Annotated in this window: 16 protein-coding genes; 6 read left to right on the forward strand and 10 right to left on the reverse strand. The window is 66.7% G+C overall.

Going from position 1 to position 17,840, the window contains the following annotated elements:
* Positions 1-33 precede the first annotated feature (33 nt).
* From N0B71_RS21575 to N0B71_RS21595, 5 genes are all read right to left on the reverse strand, one after another.
* Positions 34-1,311 (reverse strand): OprD family porin, encoded by a 1,278-nt coding sequence (locus tag N0B71_RS21575; protein WP_259754808.1) that lies wholly within the window; start codon positions 1,309-1,311, stop codon positions 34-36.
* Positions 1,312-1,603: 292 nt separating this feature from the next.
* Positions 1,604-2,776 (reverse strand): MFS transporter, encoded by a 1,173-nt coding sequence (locus N0B71_RS21580; RefSeq protein ID WP_259754810.1) that lies wholly within the window; start codon positions 2,774-2,776, stop codon positions 1,604-1,606.
* 315 nt (positions 2,777-3,091) lie between these two features.
* A complete protein-coding gene (locus N0B71_RS21585; RefSeq protein WP_259754811.1) occupies positions 3,092-3,646 on the reverse strand; it encodes a putative glycolipid-binding domain-containing protein in 555 nt (184 codons plus the stop codon).
* A complete protein-coding gene (locus N0B71_RS21590) occupies positions 3,646-4,008 on the reverse strand; it encodes an MmcQ/YjbR family DNA-binding protein (RefSeq protein WP_259754812.1) in 363 nt (120 codons plus the stop codon). The genes N0B71_RS21585 and N0B71_RS21590 overlap by 1 nt, the downstream gene beginning before the upstream one ends.
* A 45-nt stretch (positions 4,009-4,053) precedes the next feature.
* Positions 4,054-4,332 carry a peptidylprolyl isomerase gene (locus N0B71_RS21595; protein WP_138523972.1) on the reverse strand — a complete coding sequence of 93 codons (279 nt, stop codon included), beginning with the start codon at positions 4,330-4,332 and terminating at the stop codon, positions 4,054-4,056.
* A 186-nt stretch (positions 4,333-4,518) separates the two neighbouring features.
* Between N0B71_RS21595 and N0B71_RS21600 the strand changes: the two genes are divergently transcribed.
* A complete protein-coding gene (locus tag N0B71_RS21600; protein WP_259754814.1) occupies positions 4,519-5,745 on the forward strand; it encodes a PilT/PilU family type 4a pilus ATPase in 1,227 nt (408 codons plus the stop codon).
* A 188-nt stretch (positions 5,746-5,933) separates the two neighbouring features.
* Here N0B71_RS21600 and N0B71_RS21605 read toward each other — a convergent pair whose 3' ends face one another.
* Positions 5,934-7,184 carry an OprD family porin gene (locus N0B71_RS21605; protein ID WP_259754815.1) on the reverse strand — a complete coding sequence of 417 codons (1,251 nt, stop codon included), beginning with the start codon at positions 7,182-7,184 and terminating at the stop codon, positions 5,934-5,936.
* Positions 7,185-7,701: 517 nt separating this feature from the next.
* On the opposite strand from N0B71_RS21605, the gene N0B71_RS21610 reads away from it, so the two are divergent.
* Positions 7,702-8,586 carry a DMT family transporter gene (locus N0B71_RS21610; RefSeq protein WP_259754816.1) on the forward strand — a complete coding sequence of 295 codons (885 nt, stop codon included), beginning with the start codon at positions 7,702-7,704 and terminating at the stop codon, positions 8,584-8,586.
* Positions 8,587-8,684: 98 nt separating this feature from the next.
* Here the strand turns inward: N0B71_RS21610 and N0B71_RS21615 are convergent, their stop codons facing one another.
* A complete protein-coding gene (locus tag N0B71_RS21615; RefSeq protein ID WP_259754817.1) occupies positions 8,685-9,503 on the reverse strand; it encodes a helix-turn-helix domain-containing protein in 819 nt (272 codons plus the stop codon).
* Between the two features lie 168 nt (positions 9,504-9,671).
* Here N0B71_RS21615 and N0B71_RS21620 point away from each other — a divergent pair, with 168 nt between their 5' ends.
* Positions 9,672-11,114 carry an alanine/glycine:cation symporter family protein gene (locus N0B71_RS21620; RefSeq protein ID WP_259754818.1) on the forward strand — a complete coding sequence of 481 codons (1,443 nt, stop codon included), beginning with the start codon at positions 9,672-9,674 and terminating at the stop codon, positions 11,112-11,114.
* Positions 11,115-11,214: 100 nt separating this feature from the next.
* Positions 11,215-12,204 carry an asparaginase gene (locus N0B71_RS21625; RefSeq protein WP_259754819.1) on the forward strand — a complete coding sequence of 330 codons (990 nt, stop codon included), beginning with the start codon at positions 11,215-11,217 and terminating at the stop codon, positions 12,202-12,204.
* A gap of 21 nt (positions 12,205-12,225) precedes the next feature.
* On the opposite strand, the gene N0B71_RS21630 is transcribed toward N0B71_RS21625, so the two are convergent.
* Positions 12,226-12,852: a response regulator transcription factor gene (locus tag N0B71_RS21630; RefSeq protein ID WP_259754820.1), complete on the reverse strand. Its 627-nt coding sequence runs from the start codon at positions 12,850-12,852 to the stop codon at positions 12,226-12,228.
* A 266-nt stretch (positions 12,853-13,118) separates the two neighbouring features.
* On the opposite strand from N0B71_RS21630, the gene hpaC reads away from it, so the two are divergent.
* Positions 13,119-13,640 (forward strand): 4-hydroxyphenylacetate 3-monooxygenase, reductase component, encoded by a 522-nt coding sequence (hpaC, locus tag N0B71_RS21635; protein ID WP_259754822.1) that lies wholly within the window; start codon positions 13,119-13,121, stop codon positions 13,638-13,640.
* A 31-nt stretch (positions 13,641-13,671) separates the two neighbouring features.
* Positions 13,672-14,604 carry a catechol 1,2-dioxygenase gene (gene catA / locus N0B71_RS21640; protein ID WP_259754823.1) on the forward strand — a complete coding sequence of 311 codons (933 nt, stop codon included), beginning with the start codon at positions 13,672-13,674 and terminating at the stop codon, positions 14,602-14,604.
* 227 nt (positions 14,605-14,831) lie between these two features.
* On the opposite strand, the gene fhuB is transcribed toward catA, so the two are convergent.
* Both fhuB and N0B71_RS21650 read right to left on the reverse strand, forming a co-directional pair.
* Positions 14,832-16,841: a Fe(3+)-hydroxamate ABC transporter permease FhuB gene (fhuB, locus tag N0B71_RS21645; protein WP_259754824.1), complete on the reverse strand. Its 2,010-nt coding sequence runs from the start codon at positions 16,839-16,841 to the stop codon at positions 14,832-14,834.
* Positions 16,834-17,739 (reverse strand): ABC transporter substrate-binding protein, encoded by a 906-nt coding sequence (locus tag N0B71_RS21650; protein WP_259754825.1) that lies wholly within the window; start codon positions 17,737-17,739, stop codon positions 16,834-16,836. The genes fhuB and N0B71_RS21650 overlap by 8 nt, the downstream gene beginning before the upstream one ends.
* Between the last annotated feature and the right edge of the window lie 101 nt (positions 17,740-17,840).

Genomic DNA, 17,840 nt, shown 5'->3' on the forward strand with positions numbered 1-17,840 from the left:
ACGGGGCGTTTTGTGTCGAGCCTGCTCAGGTCATCAGAAGATGTTGACCGGGTACTCGACGAAGACGCGCACTTCGTTGCCGTCGTCGTTGTAGGAGCGGGCGTCGTTGGACACGCGCAGCCAGGAACCGCGCAGCTTGACCGACAGGTCCTTGGCCGGGCCGCTCGGTACGACGTACTTCAGCTGGTTGAAGATTTCGCGCTCTTTGCCGTTGCTGGTCTCGGCGGTCTTGATGTTGTCGCCGTAGACGTAGGCCACGGTGTAGCTCAGGCCCGGGACGCCGTATTCGGAGAAGTCCAGGCTGTAGCTGCCCTGCCAGGAGCGCTCGTCCTCGCCGTTGAAGTCCGACCAGTACGAGTTGGCCAGCCAGATGGTGGTGCCGCCGTCGCCCAGGCCGCCCTGGTTCTGGTACCAGCCGTAGTTGTAGCCGGAATCGCCGTTGTTGCGCTGGTGGGCGACCATGAAGGTGTGCGCGCCGATGTTGTAGGCGGCCGACAGGCTCCAGATGGTGTTCTTGGTGCCGTCGATGCCGTTGTCGGCAGCGAAGTCTTCGTTGACGCGGGTGCGGTAGCCGTTGAAGTCCAGGGTCAGGGACTGCTTGTCGGCCACCGGGATGACGTAGTTCAGGTTCATGTACTGCTTGCGGGCGACGTCTTCGCTCTCGTAGCCGTACAGCGAGCCGCTGAAGTTGTCGGTGAACTTGTAGCTGCCGCCGAACACGTCGATGCGCTTCAGGCCGCCGCTGTCACGCCCTTCGGCGCTCTTGCGGGTTTCCGAGGTGAAGCGGCCGACGTTCAGCTCCAGGCCTTCGATCTCCTTGGAGGTGATCAGGGTGCCGGTGAAGCTTTCCGGCAGCAGGCGGGAGTTGTCGTAGCTGAGGATCGGCAGGGCGGGCATCTGGTCGCCGTACTTGATCACGGTGTTGGAGAAGCGCGCCTTCACCGCACCACCGGCGCGGGCCAGGTCGTTGGCGGCTTCGCCGCTGTCGCCCTGCTTGAAGAAGTCGATGCCGGCAGCGCCGCTCTTGCCTTGGCCGCCGTCCAGGCGCAGGGCGTACATGCCGAACGCGTCAACGCCGAAACCCACGGTGCCCTGGGTGAAGCCGGAGGTGAAGGTCGCGGTGGCGGCCTGGCCCCACTCGGCCTTGTCGTCGCGGCCATGCTTGTAGTCGCGGTTCATGTAGGCATTGCGGAAGAACAGGTCCAGATGGCTGTCTTCGGTGAAGCCCTTGGCGGTGGATTGGTCTTCGGCCATGGCGGCGGTCGACGCGAGGATCCCCAGTGCGAGCAGACTGATCCGGTGGTTCAGCATCTTGATTTCCTTAATGGTGCAGCGCCAGCGAACAGATAGAAAAAAGCTCTCCGCCCCGAAGTGCGTGAACGGGGTAGGGGAGTCTGTGCTGGCCTATTCTTTTGGTTGTATTCGGGGCGTGGTCGCCCCGGCGCCGCCGGATCATAACAGAGGATCGAACTTTTTCGTCCAGCCCCTGTCACGCGGCGGTCATATTGATCTGATCAACGGCGATGCCCGCCGGATCAAGGCCGCTCGCTGCCAATGGGCGCAGTCGCGGCGAAATGCCGCGCGACACCGGTCACGTTTGGCCTCAGGAGCGCTGATAGAGCCAGAGGCTGAGTATCAGCCCGCTGAATGCCGCGAGCGCGGCGCAGAGGAAGATGGCGCTGAAGCCAAAGCCATTGGCAACAGCGCCCATCAGCGGCCCGGTGATGCCCAGGGACACGTCGATGAACAGCGAGTAGGCGCCCAGCGCCGCGCCACGGTTGGACGCCGGCACCAGGCCGACCGCCTCCACGCCCAGCGCGGGGAATACGAGGGAGAAACCGAAACCGGTCAGCGCTGCGCCGGCCAGGGCGATCCACGGCGTTGGGGCGCTCCACAGCAGGAGCAGGCCGAGGCTTTCCACCGACAGGCAGGCAATGGCGACGCGGAAGCCGCCGTGGCGGTTGATGGCATTGGCGAAGATCAGCCGCGCGCCGATGAAGCAGCCGCCGAAGGCGGTCAGGCAGTAGACCGCGTCCTTCCAGCCCAGGCTGGCGTAGTACAGGGTGATGAAGGTGGCGATGGTGCCGAAGCCGATGCCACCCAGCGCCAGGCCCATGCCGTGGGGAAATACGCGGCCGAGCACGTGGTGGAAGGGCATCCGCTCGCCGTGGACCAGCGCGGCCGCGCGTTTGGGCCAGGCCAGGGCGAAGCCGAGTGCGGCCAACAGCACCACGCTGCCACCCAGGCTGGCCAGCCCGAGCTGGCCGACCATCAGCACGCCCAGTGGTGCGCCGATGGCAAGGGCGCCATAGCTGGCGATGCCGTTCCAGGAGATCACTTTGGCGGTATTCGCCGCACCTACGCGGTCGATTCCCCAGGCGATCGAGGCGCTTCCTACCAGGCTTTCGGACGTGCCCAGCACCAGGCGCGCGACCATCAGCAGTCCGAGGCTGATCCACGGCAGGCCCTGCGTGGCCCAGGAGCCCAGCATCAGCGCACCGCTGCCGGCGCAGCCGAGCATGCCGTAGAGCACCGCACGCTTGGGGCCGAGGGTGTCGATGACCTTGCCGGCGTACGGCCGGGTGAGCAGGGTGGCGAGGTACTGGATGCTGATGACCAGGCCGGCCATCACCGAACCGAAGCCCAGGTCGCTGTGCACGTAGCCGGGCAGCACCGCCAGCGGAATGCCGATGGTCAGGTAGGCAATGAAGGTGAAGAGGACGACGGACACCACCTGCAGGGTGGTGGACGAGGACGAGCGGGAATCGGCGGACATGTGCAGCGGTTCGGTACGGCGGGTGGTCCTACATGATGGACCGCGCAGGGCATGTAGGAAAGCTAGCTAACGAACTACTTTTCCTGTGCTGGCGGATCCGCTCCTACGCTCAGGGCGGGCGCGAACGTGTAGGAGCGGGCCATGCCCGCGATCACGGGCATGGCCCGTTCCTACAAGATCTTGCCGCCAACGGAGCGCAGCACCTGTAGGAGCGAGCTTGCTCGCGAACGCTTTTCTTCGGTGAGCATCGAGATTGTCACGGTTCGCGAGCAAGCTCGCTCCTACATAGAAGCACGAACCCCAGGCAGCGATGCTTCAGACCCGGCGGAAGAGGGTGGGGTAATCGATCACCAGGCCATCGTCATCCACTGTCAGGATCGCCTGAAAGTTCGTGCCCTCCAGGTTTTCGTAGCGGTAGTGATGGGCGTCGAGGCGCGTGTAGCCCTGGCGCATCCGCACGGGTTTCAACTTCGGTGCCTCCAGGTAGACCACCGACAGTTCGCGGCGCTCGTTGTCGGCCAGTTGCAGGCGGCGAATGGGGAAGGTGTTGGTGAACGGCGAGGGCCATATGTCGATGTCCTGGCAACCGTCCAGCTCTGGCAGTGCCTGGCCTTCGCCGGTGCGCCAGTGCCCCTCGCCATCGGCCAGCAGGTGCAACGGATGCGTGCCGCGGGCGCTTTCCACGCACAAGCGTGCCTCCCGCAGGCGCCAGTGGTCGTCCCATTCCAGCTGGTAGTCGAGCTGATAGGACGGCCCACCCGCCTCGTCGATGGCGCGTAACTGACTGTCGGCACGCCGCTCGCCCAGTTGCAGCGATTCCCAGCTGGCGGTCGGTGCGTGCCAGATGCCTTCCCAATTCAGCGTGCGCATCAGGGCGCCTCCAGTACGAGGCCGAGGCGCTGGCGCTTGGGCAGGCGGGCTACCACCAGTTGGTGCGAGCGGGTCAGCGCCTCGCGCAGTTCGGCGTCGCCCATGGGGTAGGGGCGCTGCATGGCGATCCAGAAGGCCCGCGCCAGGTAGGGAGCCGGGCGGATGCCGGGGCGGTCGACGTAGCCCAGGAACAACTCCGGGCCGACCTTGAAGGCCAGGCCGCCGTTGCCGCTGTCGAGGAAGTCGAGGATGGCGAACATCTTGTTGCCGGCCACCGAAAATACCCGGTTGCTGCCCCACTTGATGTCTTCGCGGGCGCCGGGCAGGTCCAGGCAGAAGCGGGCGATCTGTTGCGGCGTCATGGGCGTTCCTTCGTTCGGTCGCGCTCTGTTCAGGCGCGCGTGGGATCAGTCACGGAAATAGACCTCGACCAGATGGTAGCCGAACTGGCTTTTCACCGGCCCGTGCACCACGCCGACCGGCTTCTTGAAGATCACCTGGTCGATGCTGCGGACCATCTGGCCGGGGCGCACTTCGCCCAGGTCGCCGCCACGCTTGCCGGAGGCGCAAGTGGAATGCTTGCGCGCCAGGGCGGCGAAGTCCTCGCCCTTGGCCAGGCGCTGCTTGATCTGCTCGGCTTCGGCGGCGGTCTTGACCAGGATGTGGCGGGCCATGGCGACGGGCATTGGTTCGTGTCCTTTAATGAAAGCGTCTGGGCGGCATTGTACGGCAGCAGTGATGCAGGTCGCATTTCGCGATGGGTTGCATTGTCGGCCGTAGGAGCGCTCCATAGAGTCAATAAGCAAATTCTTATTTATAGGACGCTGCTTACAGACAGCGTCCGCCGCCACCTTGCGTATGGATGCAGTTCAATGGATATCCAAGCGATGCTCAAGATCCTGGCCACCCAGGATGGTTCGGATCTTTACCTCTCCACCGGTGCGCCGCCCTGTGCCAAGTTCAACGGCGTGCTCAAGCCGCTGACCAACGAACCGATGAAGGCCGGTGACGTCGCCCGAATCGGCTATGGGCTGATGGACGAGGAGCAGCGCGCGGAATTCGACCGTGAGCTGGAGATGAACCTGGCGATTTCCGTCGCAGGTGTCGGCCGTTTCCGTATCAACCTGTTCAAGCAGCGCAACGAAGTGTCCATCGTGGCGCGCAACATCAAGCTGGACATCCCGCTGTTCGCCGATCTGAAACTGCCCGATGTGCTGCTCAAGGTGGTCATGGAGAAGCGCGGCCTCGTGCTGTTCGTCGGCGGCACAGGCTCGGGCAAGTCCACGTCGCTCGCGGCGCTGATCGACCACCGCAACCGCAACAGCGGCGGCCACATCATCACCATCGAAGACCCGATCGAATACGTGCACCGGCACCGCAAGTCGATCATCAACCAGCGCGAGGTGGGGGTGGACACCCGCAGCTTCCACGCCGCGCTGAAGAACACCCTGCGCCAGGCGCCGGACGTGATCCTGATCGGCGAGATCCGCGACCGCGAGACCATGGAGCACGCCCTGGCCTTCGCCGACACCGGCCACCTGGCGATCTCCACGCTGCACGCGAACAACGCCAACCAGGCGCTGGACCGCATCATCAACTTCTTCCCCGAGGAGCGTCGGCCGCAGTTGCTCAATGACCTGGGCAACAACCTCAAGGCTTTCGTCTCCCAGCGCCTGGTGCGCACCCAGGACGGCAAGCGGCGTGCGGCGGTCGAAGTACTTCTGGGCACGGCGACCATCAGCGACATCATCAAGCGCGGCGATTTCAGTTCGATCAAGGAGATCATGGACAAGTCCCGCGCGCTGGGCATGCAGACCTTCGACCAGGCGCTGTTCGACCTGGCGGTGGAAGGCGCGATCACCGAGGAAGAGGCGGTGAAGAATGCCGACTCGGCGAACAACCTGCGCCTGAAGCTCAAGCTGTACAAGGACAACCCTGGCAGCGTGGGCAGCGCGGCCACTCCCGCAGCCGCAAAGCCCGCCGCGCCGGCTCCGGCCGCACCGCCCGTGACCGCCCAGCCGGTGGAAGCCTCCAGTTGGGGACTGGAACTGGCGCTGGAAGAAATCGAAGCGGAAGACGCCGAGAAGCCGGCTGGTTGATGATTCGCCATCGATAGAAAAAGCCCCGGCATGCCGGGGCTTTTTTCATGGGGAGGGAATTCCCTGTATGAGCGGGCCATGCCCGCGACAGGCGCAGCACGGACAGTTCCATTGAGCGCTGAACGTCGGCCTTGCCGACGGGTCGCGGGCATGGCCCGCTCCTACAAGGTCTGCATCGGCTCGCTGGATTACAGCAGCGACAGCGGATAGCTGATGATCAGCCGGTTCTCGTTGAAGCTGTTGGTGCTGCCCCAGTCGCGGCGCATGGTGGAGTTGCGCCATTTGACGTTCAACGTCTTGAAGGTGCCGCTCTGCACGGTGTAGGCCAGCTCGCTCTCGCGTCCCCACTCGCTGCCGTCGTCGGTGCTGGCGTTGTGCACGTTGCTGCCATGGATGTAGCGGTTCATCAGGGTCAGACCGGGAACGCCGAGCGCGGCGAAGTCGTAGTCGTGGCGCAGTTGCCAGGAGCGTTCCTTGGCGCTTTCGTAGCTGGCGGTGTAGCTGTCGTTGGCCAGGGTGCCGCCGCTGGTGCCGTTGACACGGAACCACTCGTCCTCGCCCATGACCTTCTGCAGGCCGAGATAGAAGGTGCTCGCGCCGTACTTGGCCGAGAACATTCCGGAGAAGGTGCGGTTGTCCAGGTCGCCGGCGCGGGCGCTGCCATCCTCCTTGCCCCAGAAGTAGCCGATATTCGCACCGAGCACCCAGTTGCCCACGGGCTGGCTGTGCTGCAGTTGCAGGTACTGCTGCTGGTAGATGTCCTTCAACTGCGCATTCCACAGGCCCACCAGGGTGCGGTCGCCACTGAAGCGGTACTCGCCACCGGCAAAGTTGAAGCGGTCGGAGGTGAACGCCGGGCGGTTGAACAGCGACATGTCCTCCAGGCTGGCGTCGTTGCGCGGGCTGTTCTGGCGGAACTGGCCGCCGTAGAGGGTCAGGCCGTCGATTTCCTTCGACGTGACCTGGGCGCCCTGGAAGGTCTGGGGCAGCGAGCGGCCATCATCGGAACGCAGGATCGGCAGCACCGCCATCCATTCACCGACCTTGAGTTCGGTCTTCGACACCTTGGCCTTGCCGGCCAGCGCCAGGCGGCCGAAGTCGTCGGCAGGGCGGCCGTCGTCGTGGGTCGGCAGCAACTGGGTGCCGGCGGTGCCCTTGCCGCCGTCGAGCTTGAGGCTGTAGAGGCCGAGCACGTCCAGGCCCAGGCCGACCGTGCCCTGGGTGTAGCCGGAGCGGGCGTCGAGAATGAAACTCTGAGTCCATTCCTCGGCCTTGTTCTGCCGGGCGGTGCCGACATAGTCGCGGTTCATGTAGAAGTTGCGCAGCAGCAGGCTGGCCTTGGCATCCTCGAGGAAGCCGCCTTCGCCAGCCTGGGCGAGAGCGGGCAGGACGGGCAGCAGGCAGGCGCTGATGGTGAAACGGGGCAGGTGGCGGAGCATGGGTGTTCCCTCGGCATTCTTGTCGTTGTTCGGGCGAACGGGGGCCTCCGCGAAGCTCTGACAGGAGCGGCGGATAGCGATGCAGACGTGGTCAGCGAGCGCGGATCAGGCGATCAGCCAGGCGCGACGGGGATGCGAGGAGGGGAGCTTGGGGCGATGCACGCGCGGCGGCATGCGAGGGTGAGCATGAGCATGTGAACGGACCTTTCTTATAGTTGTTGGCGCCGCATCGAGGCGGCGGCTGGGGCCATAGTGGTGCTCGCGCAGGGCGCGCCGCAATTCGCCCGAGGCATAATTGTTCGCTGTTCGAACACCAATTAACCAAACGGAACATTCCTCGCGCGCCATTGCGCGTAGGATGACCCACACAATGCCGGGCGGGACGTGTATCGCCCGGCCTTCCAGCGGACCCGCGAGGTGCTCCGGCCGCAGCGTGGCGGATTCTTTCTGTGCTGCGTCCTGCTAGGCTGTCGTGCTCCTCGTGTCTGCCGCACCTGCCTTGTGAATCCCTGAGTCGATGAGTACCCGCCAATCGCCGCTGTCCGGCGCCCACCAGCCCTTCAAGGGCATCCTGCTCATCGTCCTGGCGACGTTCCTGTTCTCCAGCCACGACGCATTGTCCAAGTACCTGGCGAGCATCTATCCCATCGTCATGGTGGTGTGGGCGCGTTATGTGGTGCACACGCTGCTGATGGCGGGCATCTTCCTGCCGCGGGCGGGCCTGGCGGTGCTGCGTACCCGCCATCCCTTCCTGCAGACGGCCCGCGCGCTGTGCCTGCTGGGCACCAGCTTCCTGTTCACCACCGGCCTGCAGTACATCCCGCTGGCCGAGGCGACGTCGGTGAACTTCCTCGCGCCGTTGCTGGTGACGGCGCTGTCCGTGCCGCTGCTGGGCGAGCGGGTGACGGTGGGGCAGTGGGCGGCGGTGATCGTCGGCTTCATCGGCGTGCTGATCATCGTCCACCCCGGCGGCGAACTGTTCACCCCGGCGGTGTTGCTGCCGTTCGGCTCGGCGCTGTTCTTCTGCTTCTACCAGCTGCTGACCCGCAAGCTCAGCCAGGTGGACAGCCCGACCACCAGCAACTTCTTCGCCGGCCTGTGCAACACCCTGGTGGTCAGTGCGCTGGTGCCGTTCTTCTGGCAATGGCCGGGGCTGGTCCATGGCCTGATGATGCTGGCCCTGGGCACCTGCGGCATGACCGCGCACCTGTTCCTGACCCAGGCCTTCAAGCATGCCGCCCCGGCGCTGCTGGCGCCGTTCAGCTATTGCCAGATCGTCTTCGCCGGGCTGCTCGGCTTTGTGATCTTCGGCCATACGCCCGAGCCGTCAGCGCTGCTGGGTATCGCGGTGATCTGCGGCAGCGGGCTGGCGGCGGCGTGGTTGCAGAGCCGCAGAAAATAGCTTCCACCCTGTAGGAGCGAGCTTGCTCGCGAACAGCCCAGCGATGGAGTCGCCGGAGAATCCGTTCGCGAGCAAGCTCGCTCCTACAAAAGCCGGGGTTACTCTATCTCGAACAATCCGTGGCGGATCGGCCCGACCTGCAGGCGGCGGCGCACGTCGTCGTCGATGCGCGGGTCGTCCGGCTGGTACAGCTTCACCTGGCGGTAGGCGCTGATGCGGTTGATCTCCGGGCCGAGGTATTCCCAGACCACGCGGGTGCACGCCGGGGTGCGCCGGTCGCCGCTGGAGACGCCGGTCTTCAGCCCGTTGAGGCGGGTGATGCGACTCTTGAAGCTGGGGATGAGGATGGTCTGGCTCATCTCGTTGACCGTGAGCGACTCGTAGTCGAGCAGGAACACCCGGTCCTGCAGCTGGAAGGCCGCGCCCAGGTAGCGGCAGCGCACCCAGTCCTCGGCCTGCACGTCCGTGCTGCTGGAGCGCTCCTGACGCTCCTGGCGCTCGAAGAGGAAATTGCCGTCCTGCTCGTACAGGTGCACCAGCGACAGCAGGATCGAGCCGGGCACCGACATGCAGTTGGAATATTCGAAGTAGTAGCCGCAGTAGCGCGACAGGTTGCCGGCGTGATCGCGCAGCGGGCGCAGCATCTCCATCAGCGGATCGTCGCGCTGCACGTTGGCCGGCGACGTGCCCCGCGCACCGATCAGGCGGGCGAACTGCTCCGGCGGCAGTTGCAGCTCGTAGTCCTCGACGCCGAAGAAATCACCGATGCGCTTGAGGTTGTACGCCGTGGGCTGGCTCTGTCCGCCGAGGTACTTGTTGAATTGCGCACGATTGATCGAAAGCTTGCGGCAAACCTCCGAGATAGAGCGGTAATGCGCGCACAGCAGCTTGAGATTGGGGCCGAGATTCTCGGACATTCGTACCAGGTCCAGATGATGCGAGTGGCGCCATTATAGCGTCAGGTAGCATCAATTCGTAGCAAGCCGCGAAATTGTTTCGAGACGCTTCGGGCGCAACCATGCGCCCCCAGTGAGCGGGCCAGCCCCAGGTCCGTGCTCCCACAATAACAATCGAGGCCCCAGCACATGCTCGACGCGATCAATGATTTCCTCTCCGGGAAAGTCCTCATCGTCCTCATCGTCGGACTCGGCGCGTATTTCACCATCCGCTCCCGTTTCGTCCAGTTCCGCCATTTCGGCCACATGTTCGGCGTGTTCAAGGAGTCGATCCGCGGCCAGTCCGGCCAACTGAGCTCGTTCCAGGCACTGATGCTGAGCCTCGCCGGCCGCGTGGGCGCGGGTAACATCGCCGGTGTCGGCATCGCCGTGACCCTGGGTGGCCCCGGTGCCGTGTTCTGGATGTGGGTCACCGCACTGGTGGGCATGTCCAGCAGCTTCTTCGAGTGCACCCTGGCCCAGGTCTACAAGCGCAGCGACGGCAACGGCCTGTATCGCGGCGGCCCGGCCTACTACATCCAGCACGGCCTGAAGCTGCGCTGGATGGCGTTGACCTTCGCGGTCCTGCTGCTGGTCACCTACGGCTTCGCCTTCAACGGCCTGCAAGCCTTCACCGTGACCCACTCGCTGCAGAACGCCTTCGACATTCCGGTGCTGTACTCCGGCATCGCCCTGGCCGTGCTGCTGGCCATCGTGTTCTTCGGCGGCATCCAGCGCATCGCCGCGGTCTCCGACCTGCTGGTTCCGGTCAAGACCCTGGCCTACATCGCCGTGACCCTGTACGTGATCGTCACCCAGATCGAACTGGTGCCGGGCATGCTGACCACCATCGTGAAGAGCGCCTTCGGCCTGGAACCGGCCTTCGCCGGCCTGCTGGGCAGCGCCATCGTGATGGGCGTGAAGCGTGGCGTGTTCGCCAACGAAGCGGGCCTGGGCAGTGCGCCGAACGTGGCCGCCGTAGCCGCCGTGCGTCACCCGGCGTCCCAGGGCGTGGTTCAGGCGTTCAGCGTGTTCCTCGACACCTTCGTCATCTGCACCTGCACCGCGCTGCTGATCCTGCTCTCGGGCTTCTACACCCCCGGCTTCGAAGGCGACGGCATCACCCTGACCCAGAACTCGCTGGCCGCCGTGGTCGGTGACTGGGGCCGCATCTTCGTCAGCGTCGCGCTGTCGCTGTTCGTGTTCACCTGCATCACCTACAACTACTACCTCGGCGAGAACGCCCTGCAGTTCATCGTCGGCCGTAGCCGTTCCGCGCTGATCGCCTTCCGCGTGCTGGTGCTGGGCCTGATCCTCTGGGGCTCGATGCAAAACCTGGGCACCGTGTTCGCCTTCGCCGACATCACCATGACCTGCCTGGCCTTCGTCAACCTGGTGGCCCTGGCGCTGCTGATCAAGACTGGCCTGCGCGTGATGCGCGACTACGACGAGCAGCGCCGCGCCGGCATCGAGCGCCCGGTGTTCGACGCCAGCAAGTTCGCCGATCTGGACATCGACCACGACGCCTGGCGCGATGCCCACAAGATCAACGCGACCGCTCCGGCCCACGGCAGCCTGCCGGCCCAGGGCTGATCCCTCCCGGACCGCTTCCTAAGCAAGGTCTGACACGCAAGGCCGGGACTTCTCCCGGCCTTGCGGTTTATCCTGTGAACTTTCCTACAAGAGCACTGGCATGCGTCGAGTGAAGAACCTCTTCGTCCTCTATACCGGCGGCACCATCGGCATGTTGCAGACCGCCGAAGGCCTGGCCCCGGCGGGCGGCTTCGAAGCTCGCATGCGCGAACAACTACAGGGCGAGCACCAGCTGCGCCTCGACTGGCGCTTCGCCGAGCTGCAGCCGCTGCTCGACAGCGCCAACATGACCCAGGCCAACTGGCTGGCCATGCGCGATGCCATCGTCCACGCGGTGGAGCAGGGCGGCCATGACGGCGTCCTGGTGCTGCACGGCACCGACACGCTGGCCTACAGCGCCGCCGCGCTGTCCTTCCTGCTGCTGGGCCTGGACGTGCCGGTGGTGCTGACCGGCGCCATGCAGCCCATGGGCGTGCCGGGCAGCGATGCGCCGGGCAACCTGCTGGGCGCGCTGAAAGCGCTGGAAAGCGGTGTCGAGACCGGCGTCTGGCTGTATTTCAACGGCACGATGATGCACGGCGCGCGCGTCACCAAGCTGCGCAGCGAGGCGTTCGATGCCTTCGCCGTGCTGCCGCGCGAGCGCCAGGGTGAGCGTGCGCAATCGCTGCCCGCCGAGCTGGACTACCGCCAGCCACGGCAACCGGTGAACCTCGCGGTGCTGCCGCTGTTCCCCGGCCTGCGCGCCGAGCACCTGCGCGCGCTGCTGGGCAGTGGCGTGCAGGCGCTACTGCTGGAGTGTTTCGGCAGCGGCACCGGCCCGTCGGACAACGACGAGCTGCTCGCCGTCCTGCGTGAAGCCCATGCCCGTGGCGTGGTGCTGCCGGCGATCAGCCAATGCCCGCAAGGCCACGTGGCCTTCGACGTGTATGCCGCCGGCAGCCGCCTGCGCGACGCGGGGCTGGTGTCCGGGGGCGGCATGACCCGCGAAGCGGCGCTGGGCAAGCTGTTCAGCCTGCTGGGCTGCGGCCTGGCGGCGGCGGACGTGGAGCGCCTGTTCGCCCTCGACCTGTGCGGCGAGCGCGTCGACTGAACGACAAGGAGCGCGCCCCGCTTACGGGCGCGATTCTTCCAGCGGTACGTTGAGCACCTCGCGCACCAGCATGGCGATGCTGCTTACGCCCATCTTTTCCTTGATCTTGGTGCGGTGCACGTCGACCGTCTTGACGCTGATGTTCAGCTCGCGGGCGATCACCTTGCTGGCCTTGCCGTCCACCACCATCATCAGGATTTCCCGTTCCCGCCCGGTGAGCAGGTCGAGCTTGTGCTTGAGGTGCTGCCGCTGCTCCTGGCCCGCGTGCACCTGCACCGCGCTTTTCAGCGCCGCCTGGATGCGGTCCAGCATCTGCTGCGGGTTGTAGGGCTTCTCGACGAAATCCAGCGCGCCATTCTTCATCGCCTTCACCGACATGGGGATGTCGCCGTGGGCGCTGACGAAGATGGTCGGCAGCGCGATGCCCCTGTCGTTGAGCATCTCCTGCAGCTGGAAGCCGCTGGTCTCGGGCATGCGCACGTCGAGCACCAGGCACGCGGGAAGTTTCGGGTCGTATTCGCGCAGGAACTCCTCGGCGCCGCCAAAGCACAGCGATTCGATGCTGACCGAATCGAGCAGCCAGGCGAGGGAGGTGCGCAGGTCCTTGTCGTCGTCGACGATGTAGACCACGGGTTTTCTAGCTTCCATCAGGCGTCGCCACTGTCTTTCTTATCGTTGTGAAGCTGCACGTAGGCCGCGGTACGCCGGGCTTTTGCCGCGGTCGCCGCAAGGTCTTGCCCGGAGCATACCCATAGTCGTCGACGCTGACGATAAAGAAACCACCTACATGACTAGCGGACTCCACCCTCTGGCGTGGTGATCGTCTGAATATGGCGCGCCGTCGTGCTGCCCTACGCTGGCCCCATCCAGGAAAGGCCGGGCGTGCCGGCCACCGCAGAACAAGGGGCGACGAAATGGCCAACACCCTCAGCCAGACCCAGATCGACTTCCGCAACGCCATGGCGCAGCTGCCGGCGGCGGTGAACATCATCACCACCAACGGCCCCGAAGGCCGCTGCGGCATCACCGCCAGCGCGGTGTGCTCGGTCACCGACTCGCCGCCGACCGTGCTGGTCTGCGTCAACCGCGGCAGCGCCACCCACGACGTGTTCCGCAGCAACGGCCACCTGTGCGTCAACGTGCTGTGCGGCGAGCAGGAAGAGCTGGCCCGGCATTTTGCCGGGATGACCAAGGTCTCCATGGAGGAGCGTTTCGCCTGGGACCTGTGGGACGACGGCTACGCCGGCCTGCCGGTGCTGCGTCAGGCGCTGGTCAGCCTGGAAGGGCGGATCAGCGACTGCAAGGAGGTCGGCTCCCACACCGTCATGTTCGTCGAACTGGAGAAGGTCGCGGTGCGCGAGCGCCAGGACAGCCTGGTGTACTTCAACCGCGTGTTCCACCGCGTCGAGCGCGAGGCGGTGCGCTGCGCCAGCTGAGCCGTCCCACAACAAGAACGAGGTAAGCACCATGACCGTGAAGATTTCCCAGACTGCCGAGATCCAGACGTTCTTCCAGGAAGCCAGTGGCGCGTTGAACGAGGGCGGCAGCCCGCGGGTGAAGCAGTTGGTCCTGCGCGTGTTGCAGGATACGGCCCGGCTCATCGAAGACATGAACGTCACCCCCGACGAGTTCTGGAAGGCAGTGGACTACCTCAACCGCCTCGGCGCCCGCCAGGAGGCCGGGCTGGTGGTCGCGGGCCTGGGCATCGAGCATTACCTCGACCTGCTGCTGGACGCACAGGACGCGGCGGCCGGCATCGGCGGCGGCACTCCGCGCACCATCGAAGGGCCGTTGTACGTGGCTGGCGCACCGCTGTCCGAAGGCGAAGCACGAATGGACGACGGCAAGGACCCGGGCACGGTGATGTTCCTCTCCGGCCGCGTGTTCGACCCCGAAGGCCAGCCGCTGGCCGGCGCGGTGGTCGACCTGTGGCACGCCAACACCCAGGGCACGTACTCGTACTTCGACAGCACCCAGTCCGAGTTCAACCTGCGCCGCCGCATCGTCACCGACGCCGAGGGCCGCTACAAGGCGCGCAGCATCGTGCCCAGCGGCTACGGCTGCCCGCCGGACGGCCCGACCCAGGAACTGCTGAACCAACTCGGCCGCCACGGCCAGCGCCCGGCGCACATCCACTTCTTCATCTCCGCGCCGGGGCATCGCCACCTGACCACGCAGATCAACTTGGCCGGTGACCAATACCTGTGGGACGACTTCGCCTACGCCACCCGCGACGGGCTGATCGGCGAGGTGCGTTTCGTCGAGGACGCAGCCGCCGCCCAGGCGCGCGGTGTGGAGGGGCGCTTTGCCGAGATCGAGTTCGACTTCCAGCTGCAGCGGGCCGCCTCCGTCGACGCCGAGGACCGCAGCAACCGCCCGCGCGCGTTGCAGCAGGCCTGATGCCGGGCCTGTAGGAGCGAGCCACGCTCGCGATCCGCGGACAACGTCCGCGCGCGCCACCGAACGCCGATGCCAGTCCAGGCGTAGAAGCGGACTCCGTCCGCGATGCTCCAGCGCTCGGGCTGTCGCCGGCATGGCCAGCTCCTACAGGGCAATCCCGCGCTCACTGTAGGAGCGAGCCATGCTCGCGACCCGCGGACAGGGTCCGCGCCACCGCAGGCACTCGCTCAGCCTTTGCGCTCCCGATGCATCAGCCACAGGAAGTATGGGCAGCCGATGAACGCCGCCAGCAGCCCCGCCGACACCGGCCAGGGATAGGCGATGTTGCGCCCCAGCCAGTCCGCCACCACCATGATCAGCGCACCGGCCACGGCGCTCAGCAGCACCTGCGGCGCGGCGTGGCGCACGCCGAGGTGGCGGGCGATGTGCGGGCCGATCAGGCCGACGAAACTCAGCGGCCCGACGATGATGGTCGCGGTGGCGGTGAGTACCGCGGCAGTCAGCAGGATCGCCAAATGGCTCAGGCGCAGCCGCAGGCCCAGCGCGGTCGCCGTGCCGTTGCCCAGCGTCAGCAGGTCCAGCGGGCGCGCCAGCAGCAGGCTGACGCCGATCATCAGCGCGGCCACCACCAGGCCGGTGCTCGCCGACAGCGTGTCCACCTGGTAGGTCGAGCCGGTCATCCAGCTCATCATCGCCGTCATGCGCGGGTCGCCGCTGGCCAGCAGCAGCGTGCTCAGCGAGTGCAGCAGGGTGGTCAGGCACACGCCGGTGAGCAGCAGGCGTTCGGCGTTGAAGGTCTTGCGCCAGGCGAACCACAGCAGCAGGCCGAGGGTGAGCAGTGCGCCGATGCTGGCCGCCGGGACCATGTAGGCCTGCGGCTGCGGCATCACCAGGAACAGCACCAGCACGGCGATCGCCGAGCCGGAGGTGGCGCCCAGCACTTCCGGGCTGGCCATCGGGTTGCCGGTCAGGCGCTGCACCAGCAGCCCGGCCACGGCGAGCATGGCGCCGGCGGCCAGGGAGCCGAGCACGCGCGGCAGGCGCCATTGCGCGATGGCGTCGCTCAGGCCGGCGTCGCCCCAGTGCCAGCCGTTGGCGTCCACGGCGAAGTAGATTGCCGGCAGCGTCAGCAGGCCCAGCAGGATCGCCGCGCCGATGATCAGCCGCCACGGATGCTCGCGCTGCGGTTTCGCCGGCGCCGGCCGCGGGACGATGCCGCCGCTGCGCTGGCGGCTGAGCAGCCACAGCAGCAGGGGCACGCTGAAGATGCCGGTGAGGATGCCGGCGGGGATCTCCCCGGCGAAGCGCGACAGCTCGCGGGCGATCTGGTCCACCCCGCAGAGCAGCGCCGCGCCCAGCAGCGGCGCCCAGACCAAGCGCTGCTTCAGCGTGCGCGCTCCGCATAGCCGGGCGATCGCCGGCGCGGCCAGGCCGACGAAGGCCAGCATGCCCACGGCGCTGGTGACGAACGCGCTCAGCGCCACGGCCACGGCCAGGCCCAGCACGCGGGTGCGCAACAGGTTGACGCCCACCGCGGCGGCGCCTTCGTCTTCCAGGCCCAGCGCCGCCAGCGGGCGCACCATCAGCAGGGCAATCGCCATCGCCAGCGCCAGGCGCGGGGCAAGGTACAGCACGCCATCCCAGCCGCTCTGGTTCAGCGAGCCGGCCTGCCAGAGCAGCAGATCGATCAGGTAGTCGTGGTTGAACAGCACCAGCAGCGCGTTGAGCGACACGCAGTAAAGGCTGATGACCATGCCGGCGAGGATGAAGCGCAGCGGCGACAGCGTGCGGCCCCAGGCGAAGGCGAACAACAGGCCGGCGGCCAGCGCCGCGCCGGCCAGGGTGACGGCCTCCAGGCCGTGGACCAGCAGCGCGGGGGCGAAGATGGTGGCCGCCGAGAGGGCCAGGTTGGCGCCGGCGGAAACGCCCAGGGTCACCGGTTCCGCCAGCGGGTTGCGCAGGATCTGCTGGAACAGCGTGCCGGCCAGGGCCAGTGCGGCGCCGGCCATCAGGCTCACCACCAGGCGCGGGAAGAAGCTGAAGTGCAGCAGCACCTGGCGCACGTCGTCCAGGTCCGGCGCCCACAGCGCCTGCCACCAGAGGTCGCGGGGCAGGGCGCCCTGCAGGCCGTGGAGCACCAGCAAACCCGCGAGGATTGCCAGGGCCAGCGTGCACAGCGCCGGGCCCCATTGCAGGCGCGGGCGCGCGGCGGCGAGGCCGAGGGTCGATTCAGGCATGGGCGAGCTCCGTGGCGCTGTCCAGGTAGGCGGCGATGCGCTCGGCCAGGTCCAGCACCGAAGCGGCGCCGGCGTAGGGGTAGAAGCGCTGCAGCGTCAGGGTATGGCCGCGGCGTACGGCGGGCAGGTTGGCCCACAGGTCGTTGGGCTGCCGCAGGCTCTGCAGGCGCGCCGAAGTGGTAGGGATATCGACGTAGACCAGGTGCGCGTCCGGCCGCTCGGCCAGGCGCTCGATGCTGACCATGGCCAGCCCCACCGGGCCGACCGGCCCTTGCCAGGCGTTTTCCACGCCGAGACGGTCGAGCACGTCCTGCACCATGCTGTTCTTGCCGTATACGGCGGCGTGGCGGCCGTCCTGGTTGAGCACGGCGACGCACACCGGCGGCAGGTTGCGCTTCGCCAGCGTGGCGCGCAGTGCAGCCAGGCGCCGTTCACCGGCGGCGATGTACTCGCTGGCGACCTGCTCGACGCCCAGGCGCTGCCCCAGGTCGCTCATGAAGTCCGTGGTGGCGCGCCAGGCGCCGTTGGCGGCCGGATAGATAGCTACCCGCTCGGTGGGCGCGATGCCGTTCAGGCGGCGCTCCAGGGTCGGGGTCATCGGGTCGCTGAGGATCAGCTGCGGTTGCAACTGCTGGATCAGCTCCAGGTTCGGCTCCCAGTAGGGCCCCACGTCACGCACGCTGTCGGGCAGCGGCAGGGTCGGCATGCGCACCCGGTAGTAGCGGTCGTCGGAGATCGCCAGGGGCGGTACGCCCAGGGTCAACAGCGTCTCGGCGGCCACCCAGTTCAGCGCGACGATCCGCGTCAGACGCTCGCCGGCGAATACCGGCAGGCCGGAGGCGCAGGCCAGCCCGCCGATGGCGAGGCCCTGCAGCAGGTGGCGACGGGTGAGGGACATGGGACTTCTCCGCTCGATCAAACGACAGGCTCCTGAAACAACAAAGGGCCCCCTGCGAACAGGGAGCCCGGCAGCGACTGGCGGAGGCGGCCCGTGGCCCG

The organism is Pseudomonas sp. GCEP-101 (assembly GCF_025133575.1).
GTDB classification, from domain to species: domain Bacteria; phylum Pseudomonadota; class Gammaproteobacteria; order Pseudomonadales; family Pseudomonadaceae; genus Pseudomonas; species Pseudomonas nitroreducens_B.